The organism is uncultured Polaribacter sp. (assembly GCF_947497695.1).
Lineage (GTDB): Bacteria > Bacteroidota > Bacteroidia > Flavobacteriales > Flavobacteriaceae > Polaribacter.
Genome location: NZ_CANMHM010000004.1, coordinates 195837 through 204473, shown reverse-complemented (window position 1 = coordinate 204473; position 8637 = coordinate 195837). Strand labels below are relative to the sequence as shown.

The 8637-nt window shown below is 28.3% G+C and carries 6 protein-coding genes; 2 read left to right on the top strand and 4 right to left on the bottom strand.

Annotated elements, in window-relative coordinates; all coding sequences use genetic code 11:
- Positions 1-83 precede the first annotated feature (83 nt).
- The 3 genes from Q0731_RS07065 to Q0731_RS07055 form a co-directional block, all read right to left on the bottom strand.
- Positions 84-764 (bottom strand): SDR family oxidoreductase, encoded by a 681-nt coding sequence (locus tag Q0731_RS07065; protein WP_299061875.1) that lies wholly within the window; start codon positions 762-764, stop codon positions 84-86.
- A gap of 62 nt (positions 765-826) precedes the next feature.
- Positions 827-2359: a hypothetical protein gene (locus Q0731_RS07060; protein ID WP_299061873.1), complete on the bottom strand. Its 1533-nt coding sequence runs from the start codon at positions 2357-2359 to the stop codon at positions 827-829.
- A gap of 120 nt (positions 2360-2479) precedes the next feature.
- Positions 2480-3523 (bottom strand): glutaminyl-peptide cyclotransferase, encoded by a 1044-nt coding sequence (locus tag Q0731_RS07055; protein ID WP_299061870.1) that lies wholly within the window; start codon positions 3521-3523, stop codon positions 2480-2482.
- Between the two features lie 260 nt (positions 3524-3783).
- Between Q0731_RS07055 and Q0731_RS07050 the strand changes: the two genes are divergently transcribed.
- Positions 3784-4038 carry a type B 50S ribosomal protein L31 gene (locus Q0731_RS07050; RefSeq protein ID WP_299056231.1) on the top strand — a complete coding sequence of 85 codons (255 nt, stop codon included), beginning with the start codon at positions 3784-3786 and terminating at the stop codon, positions 4036-4038.
- Between the two features lie 271 nt (positions 4039-4309).
- Positions 4310-5815, top strand: coding sequence for an FMN-binding glutamate synthase family protein (locus Q0731_RS07045; protein ID WP_299061867.1), 1506 nt, complete (start codon positions 4310-4312; stop codon positions 5813-5815).
- 138 nt (positions 5816-5953) lie between these two features.
- Here Q0731_RS07045 and Q0731_RS07040 read toward each other — a convergent pair whose 3' ends face one another.
- The gene (locus Q0731_RS07040; RefSeq protein WP_299061864.1) at positions 5954-8524 is read right to left on the bottom strand and encodes an SIR2 family protein; all 2571 of its coding nucleotides are present in this window, start codon (positions 8522-8524) and stop codon (positions 5954-5956) included.
- Between the last annotated feature and the right edge of the window lie 113 nt (positions 8525-8637).

The window sequence follows — 8637 nt, the reverse complement described above, 5'->3', positions numbered from 1 at the left end:
ACTGCTTACTGCTTACTGCTTACTGCTTACTGCTTACTGCTTACTGCTTACTGCTTACTGCTTACTGCTTACTGCTTACTGCTTTATGGTGTTGTTGATGAAACTTGCAATACTTTTCCGTTATAAAACTTATTTCCTGTTAAAGAGAAATCTAAAATGTAATTTGCCATTTCTGTTGCTAAAAGTGGTGCTTTGTAATCAGGGAAAGCTTCTGCTAGCATTTCTGTTTGTACAGCTCCTAAAGCCAAAACATTAAAAGCAATTTGCTGCTCTTTGTATTCTTCTGCTAATAATTCTGATAATGTAATAACAGCACCTTTTGCTGATGAATACGCTGCTAAACCAGGAAATTTCATGCTTCCTTGAATTCCTCCCATAGAACTTACAGTTACAACATGACTCCCTTTTTGCATAAAAGGAATCATCAATTTTGTGAGTTCTGCAACTGCAAAAACATTCACTTTATAAACGTCTAAAAAATCATTAGAAGACAATTCTGTAAAAGGTTTGTTTATTAATTTCCCTGCATTATTAATTAGAATATCTACTTGTTTCCATTCATTTTTAATGAATTCTCTTACTTTATTTATGTCTGAATTGATCGATAAATCTACAGAAATTACAGTAATATTTTTATGGTTAAAGTCAGTTAAAGGTTTTGTATTTCTAGATAAAGCTAAAACTTTGTGTCCTTTTTCTGCAAATTGTTTGGCAAGTTCAAAACCAATCCCTCTACTTGTACCTGTAATAATAACGTTTTTCATCAATATGCGTAATAGTTTATTTTTAATGATTTTAATAACAGATTTTAGACTAAAAGTATTGCTTATTCTTCTTCTTCTTCCACTTCAAAAATAATATGTTGGTATGCTCCAATATCAGGATTTGTATTTCTATCAACCCCTAAAATATCCGTAGAGAAAGAGCTAGCTTTTGCTTTGTTAATGGCATCACTTTCTTCTCCAATGATAAAATCATTATTTTGAGTGTTTCTAAAATCAGGTTTTCCATTTATAATAATATCCTGATAAAAAGAGTTTGTAAAATCTAACTCCATATTTTCTATAAAAGCATCATTTGTATCTGTAAACTTAATCATACAGTTGCTAATATTGTAGTTAAATCTTCCTCCAGCATCAACATTATCCAATATAAATTCTATATTGTTGTTACCATCAAAAATACAATTGGTAAAATTAGCAGCTCGTAAATTTCTAGTTTCAATAGTTTCTTGTCCATTTTCATCTGTAAAAGAAAAAAAGTTATTCACTAAAACAGCAGGTAATTGGCGTAATCCATTGTTCCAGAAATTGGCAAAAGTACTATGAGTAAAATTGTAGGTTCCACCAATTGTTGCAGCTAAAGAAGATTGTCCTGCAGAACCTATCACTACATTATGCCCTCTAATATTGGTTTCTCTTCCTAAAATTCCGTAGCTAGAATGGTTGTAGATTTCTGTATTTTCTAATCTTAAAGTTGGTGTAAAAGCAGAACCGATACTGTCTACTAAAATTCCAATAATTCCATTTTTAATAATGGTATGTTTCATTTCGTTGTTTCTACTTCCTGCTCGCATCCAAATTGTGCCCCATTGTCCTGCAATGTCATCAAAAGAATGTTCTAATCTGTCTCCTGCAAAAGTTACTTTTTCGTTTAAAGTTCCGTTTACTTTTAAAGTGGCTCTATTATCTACAATTAAACCAGAATTGTCATGAAAATGGATGTTTGCACCAGCTTCAATAGTTAATGTTTCATTTGCTGGTACAGCTATAAAACCATAAATAACAATTGGTTTTGCTTTGGTAAATGTTAATTCAGAAGGTTTTAAAAAACGACCCTTTAATGTTGTAGGTTCACCATCTAAAGTAAGGCTGTCAATTTTCATAGAAATTGCGTCTTTGTCAGGGAAGATAAAAGTAGCATCTTGCACTAAAGTAACCAAATCTACATCTTGTTGATTGCTACCATTATCAAACAAAATTCTATCTGTGTAAAGAGGGTTTGTTGTGTTTGCAGCATCAATTGTAGTTTCAACAAAAACAAAAATACTGTCTTTTGCTAAAATATCAATATCTGTAAATTCTTTACCAGGAACTCCATCAACATTTAATCTATAATTAGAACTTGTTCCATTTTCTAAACCAATTCTAGGAATTGTAATTGCATTACTACTTCTGTTATAAACTTTTAAATTGTAAGTAGCAGAGCCAATATTGGTAAATACAGTATCAAGAAAAACGGTGTCTTTAGAGAATTGTAAATTTCCAGAACTAGGCGTTGTGTTAAAATCTTTTCTATCACAAGAAATAACCGATGCAATAATAATAATAGTTAATAAGAGGTGTAAAATATATTTCATGTTTTTTTTATGAAAAATTACTTCAAAGTATAGATAACAATATGTGACTATGTTTTTATGAGGTAAAATTTGTTTTTATAATGTAAACTATATGGTAGTTAAAACTTTATAATACTTGAATTATTGTTTTTGAATCAATTCAATTTCAAATAATTTACCCCAATGTTTACCTGTCACAAACAAACGATTGTTTGTTGCATCAAAAGCAATTCCGTTTAAAACTTCATCTTGTGGTACTAATTTTTGAGTTTTCTCCATTTCAGCTTTTAGAGACTTTAAATTGGCAATTCCTTCAACAATACCTGTATTTGGATCTATAATTACAATAGCATTTTGCTGATATTTATTCGCATAAATTTTTCCGTTGATCAATTCTAATTCATTCAAATCATTTACAGCGTATTTGTTGGTATATACTTGAATAGATTTTTGTTCTTTTAAAGTTTCTGGGTTTAAAAACCAAATTTTATGAGTTCCGTCAGATTTTATTAAGTTTTTCTCATCATGTGTAAATCCCCAACCTTCTTTACTACTGTTATAAGCAAACTCTCTTTCTTGCTCAAAAGTATCTAAATTATAAACAAAGCCTTTTTTGCCTTGCCAAGTTAACCAGAATATTTTGTTGTTAAAAATGGTCATTCCTTCACCAAAATATTTTTTATCTAAAGCAGTTTGTTGTAAAACTTTTCCTGTCTTAATAGCTACTTTTCTTAAAGTAGATTCTCCTCTACGACCTGTAGTTTCATATAAAAAACCATTGTAATATTCTAAACCTTGAGTGTAGGCTGTTTTATCATGAGGGTATTCATTTATAATTTTATATCCATAAACAACAGGTGCTTTGTTGGCTAAAACTTCAAAAAAACTATTCTCTTTTTTTGTTTTTTCAGGATAAAAAACCAGTGCAGAAATTTGATGTTTTCCTATACCTACATCAGCAGTGTTTATAGAAATCGAATTCCCTTTAGAAGCAACCTCTTTTCCGTTTATAAAAAACTGGACACTATTTATCGGTTTGTCTTCTTTTTCCTTTAATGTTATTTCTAAATTCGAGTTTAGAGTAGTTTGTTTTTCATGAACTAAGCTAAACTTATAAACATCAGAACAAGAAGTCAGCAAGAAAACAAAAGAGAAAAAAAGTATAATTGTAAATTTATTCTTCATTATAAATAAAAAGTTGAGTGTTTTAAAACGTAAAGATTCAAAAAAAGCCTTTTATAAACCAACTTTTAAGCATTAAAAGAATCCTTTTTTATGTAATATCTTTCAAATACTAAATAAAAGCAAAATATTTATTTGTAAATTAAAAAATAAAGTTAAATTTGCAAACTCAAAATAGTAAAAAACAACTATTTAGAAATTTGAGTAAGCCTTACCAACTTTACTCATACAAACATAACATTAAAGTATTAAAACATCATAAAATGAAAAAAGGAATTCATCCAGAAAATTATAGAATGGTAGCGTTTAAAGACATGTCTAATGAAGATGTATTTTTAACACGTTCTACTGTAGACACTAAAGAAACGTTAGAAGTTGATGGTGTTGAGTATCCTTTAGTAAAATTAGAGATTTCTAGAACATCTCACCCATTTTACACTGGTAAATCTAAATTAATTGATGCTGCAGGACGTATCGATAAATTTAAAACGAAATACGCAAAATTCAAAAAAGACTAATTCTTTTAAAATTTTCAACATATTTAAAACTCCAACATGTATTTGTTGGAGTTTTTTTGTACTAAATTTATTTCAGTACATCTTTAATATTTATACTGAGCTTGTTTAAGTATGGGCGTTCCCTAAAGGTCGGGCTTTCCACTGTATCTTTTTTTCGTCCCTCAAAAAAGGATGCCGTTTCAATCCCTAACGCAACATAATTTGCCAACAATTTTTAAAACTTCAAAGTAAAAGAGTATTTTTGGAATCTCTTAAAAAAGAACAAAAAAAAATGAGAAACACCTTACTTTCCATATTTATTACTGCTACTATTTTATCTGCTATACTGGTTTATTTTCTTCCTCAAATAGGTACCTTTATTTTATTGTCTATTTCAGGAATATTCACAATTATAGCAATTTACGATAGTCTGCAAACCCAACACTCTTTATTAAGAGCATTTCCTGTAATTGCACGTTTACGTTGGTTTTTTGAAGAAGAAAGAGATAAGATTCAACAATATTTTATAGAAGATAATTTAAACGGAACGCCAATTAGTAGAGAAAAACGAAGTGTGGTTTATCAGCGTTCTAAGTTAGAAAAAGATACCATTCCTTTTGGTACACAACACAATGTATATTCAAAAGGGTATGAGTTTGTAAAGCATTCTTTGTTTCCAAAAGAGCACCATCAAGTAAAAGGAGAAAGAGTTGTTTTTGGTTCAGATAAATGTACTCAAAAATACAGTTGTTCTATTATTAATATTTCTGCCATGTCTTTTGGTTCTTTAAGTAAAAATGCAATTATGGCATTGAATCAAGGTGCAAAAATGGGTAATTTTGCTCATAATACAGGAGAAGGAGGAATCTCTCCTTATCATTTACAAGGAGGAGATGTTATTTTTCAAATAGGAACAGGTTATTTTGGAGCAGGAAAATCAGTTGATGGCAAACGTGTTTTTGATGACGCTATTTTTAAAGAAAGTGCTAGTCATAAAGCAGTAAAAATGATAGAAATTAAGTTTTCTCAAGGAGCAAAACCTGGTCATGGAGGTATTTTACCTGCCAAGAAAAACACACCAGAAATTGCAAAAATTCGTTCTGTAGAAGTAGGTACACAAGTAGATTCTCCTCCAAGTCATTCTGCATTCTCTAATTATGATGAAATGATTGCTTTTATACAAAAAGTAAGAGAATTATCTAGTGGAAAACCAGTAGGAATCAAATTTTGTATAGGAAACAACGAAGAGATAGAAACCATGTTTAAAGCATTTGAAACAGCAAATAATTATCCTGATTTTATTGCTGTAGATGGAGGAGAAGGAGGTACAGGTGCAGCTCCGTTAGAATTTACCAATTATATTGGGACTCCTTTAATTGAAGGTTTGGTTTTTGTAAACAAGCTATTGATAAAATACAACCTAAAAAATCAGATTAAAATTATTGCCTCTGGTAAAGCTATTGATGCTTTTGATATTGTTAAATTAATTGCTTTAGGTGCAGATTCAATTGCCATGGCACGTAGCTTTATGCTAAGTTTAGGTTGTATACAGGCTAGAGAATGTAATTTAGATTCTTGTCCTGTTGGTGTTGCTACACAAGATGAAAGTTTGGTAAAAGCATTGGTTGTAGAAAAGAAAAATGTGCGTGTAAAAAATTATCATGATGAAACGATAGCAGCAGTAAAAGGTGTAGTTGCTGCAATGGGTATTGCCTCTATTGCAGACTTAAAACCCAACCAAGTTTTTAGACGAAAAAAAGCCGAGGAAGTTGTTAGTTTTGAGAAGATTTATTATTAGGATTCGCTAACGTGTTTATATATGGTTTGTTGCGTGGTTTAAGCAACTAATTTAGTAAATAATTACAGACCAAGAAAATCCCCGAGGATTTTCGTAAGTAAGCAAAAAGTAAGCAATAAATTATATATGTTGTTGTGCCTAGTACTTTTTCCTATTTCTATCTTTCTTTTTCTTAAATCGGTTTTGATTATTTTTTATTATATAATCAATATATTTTGATTCTTTTTCCATTTTATTTGATTCAAAAGCTCTTTTTAAATAAGGCAAATTGACAGTGTATAAATCTATTTTAGGCCATTTTAAAATTGAGTTAATATAATCTTGATTAGATTTTTTAATAATTAAAGAAAATAGATTTCTGTCTACTTTAAAATAGGTTGGAACAAAATGTAGAAAAACTTGTTCACCAGTTTTGTTTAAACTTCTTGAAATTTTATCAGATAGTATCTCAATGTTTGAATTTCTAGCAGCTTGACAGAATTTATCAAAATCAAATACAATTAATTTAGATATTGCATTTCCATATTTTTGGAATGTAAAATCATTTTTATCGATACTTTTAGTTATTAAAGTATTGTCAATTCTTTTGATGATTCGTTTAATTTTATCAAAATCAATTTTTGATATATATTCTGCAGATTCTGCAAGAATTGAAATATCAGAACTAGTGAATTTCCTTAAAAGTAAATCGTCTGAAATTAGAGATAAAAGTTTTTTACTTAATTTAAAGTCAACGTCTTTAAGTGTGAATAAAATTGATTTTATTTCAGTTAAACTAGATTTTTCTAATTTTTTCTCAATAAGTCTGTTATCTAGATAATTTAATATTTTTTTAGTTTTCTCACGGTTTAAACTATTGAATACCCTTAAAGTTATACTTAAAAGATTTAAATTTTGAGATGAAATTTTATTACTTAATTCCTTATCATCAAGAGATTCAAATAGGTTTTTACATTCTTTAAAATGATTTTTGCTTAAAGTGTCAAAAAATAAAACAACTTCCTTTATAGATTCTTTTTTTAATTTACTTCTTATTATTTCGTTATTGGAAATAAATAAAACCAAAGCATTTTTATATGATAATGTGTTGATTTTATATAAAATACGTCTTAAATCAAGCTTCTGTAGGTCTATTGATTTAGTATTAATATTTCGTTGATTTACAATAAGTTCTATTTTTTTTGGGCTAATAGCTTTTAACTCATTTATAGCTGAATATAAATCCTCACTTTTTGCCTTATTTATTTTTTGTAATAAAATATTGTTTTCTACTAAATCTAATATATTCTTTGTCCTTTCTGGTTCTATTTTTTTAAGATTGGAAAGTGAATTTGAAATATGTTGAATTGGTGCTTCTTGAATTTTATTTTGAAAGAAATTATCTTTATCTAAAGATTCATACAACCAAATTGCGTGTTCCCAATTTATATGTGAATAAATATTTTTTAAAGTTCTACCTATTCCATCAATTTTTAATTTTTGTAGAAATAAAACTTGTTCTTTATTAGGCATCGATGCAATTTCAAAGAAACTATCTCTATCTAAAATTACACTTAAAGTGTTTTGAATATTATCTCTAATTTTTAAGTCAATACTTTCATCAGTAGTTAGTTCCTCTGCAAATTCTGAAATGTAATTATTAAACTCTTTGTTCTTTTTTTCTGCTATTTTTATGAAGTCAGGAAAACTAATTTCTTCTTCGTAAACTTTATAAAGTTGGAACATTAACAACTCAAAAGTATCTATTTCTACAAAAAATGAATTTGGTGTATTATTAATAAATTCAATAACTCTCCAATTTAATTTTTTTTGACTTCGACCACACCATATTAAGCCATAGTGATTAGACTTTAATTTAGCTAACGAATCCATTACACTTGAATCAGAACCATTATAGCCAATAATAATTAAATCAAAATTTTTAAGAGATTCTTCAAGTTTGGATTCCATATTTTCCCAAAGTCTTGAAGTTTCTAACTCTGTATTTTTAATATTTTCAAATAAGAAATCTCCGTGTAATTTTATAATATTTGGTCTTTTGCCTAATGTATTAATGTATTGAGCAACTTCGTTATGAGAGTAAATTTTAGGTTTGGTATCTGTGTATCTTATTAAACTATCATAAAGTAAGTCATCAAAGTTGGTTGTGAATATATTTTTAATTTTTTCATTTGCAATTAAATGAGCTAAAAGTAAATATGCTCCAGAAGGTTCTTTGTTCTCAATTAATGATTCTATTAGTTTTTGTCTTTCTTTAGGGTTTTCCGAAAAACTTTCAAACCAAAAGCCATATAATTGGTCGTTAATTAAATTATTTTTTAAATCATCTTCTTTGATTGTTCCTAAAAGTTTTTTTAAATAATTTGGACGCTCTGTTTTAAGTTTATTTATTGAGTTTTCAACTTTATAAATTAATTGAGTTTCGTGTTCTAAAACTGCAGATTGAAATTCATTTTCTAAATTTTCAAACTTTTCTTCGTCAATTTCAAAGCCATTTAACTTATATTCAGTTCCGTTTTTAAAGTTTGAAATGAACCATAGTTTTCGAAGCTTTTGAATTATATCAAAACCTGAAGGAATTCCCGAGCTTATTGAACACCCAGCTCCTAATAAAAAAGAACATTTAGGAATTGAATTAAATTCAAGATGTTTTTCTTGAAATCTGTTAAGTAAGTAGTCTATTCCTTTTATTTTTTCTTTACGAATCATTTTATCGTATTAGGCACAACTTTTATCTGATATGATGTCGTTTTAATGACTTATATCAGTCGCTAGCGAAGTTAGCTTTTTAAAAGTAGAAAGTCAATAATAAATATTATTAC

Excerpts from the sequence above, each read along its gene's own strand:
- Q0731_RS07065 (WP_299061875.1), bottom strand. The coding sequence starts at position 764 with ATGAAAAACGTTATTATTACAGGTACAAGTAGAGGGATTGGTTTTGAA.
- Q0731_RS07060 (WP_299061873.1), bottom strand. The coding sequence starts at position 2,359 with ATGAAATATATTTTACACCTCTTATTAACTATTATTATTATTGCATCG.
- Q0731_RS07055 (WP_299061870.1), bottom strand. The coding sequence starts at position 3,523 with ATGAAGAATAAATTTACAATTATACTTTTTTTCTCTTTTGTTTTCTTG.
- Q0731_RS07050 (WP_299056231.1), top strand. The coding sequence starts at position 3,784 with ATGAAAAAAGGAATTCATCCAGAAAATTATAGAATGGTAGCGTTTAAA.
- Q0731_RS07045 (WP_299061867.1), top strand. The coding sequence starts at position 4,310 with ATGAGAAACACCTTACTTTCCATATTTATTACTGCTACTATTTTATCT.
- Q0731_RS07040 (WP_299061864.1), bottom strand. The coding sequence starts at position 8,524 with ATGATTCGTAAAGAAAAAATAAAAGGAATAGACTACTTACTTAACAGA.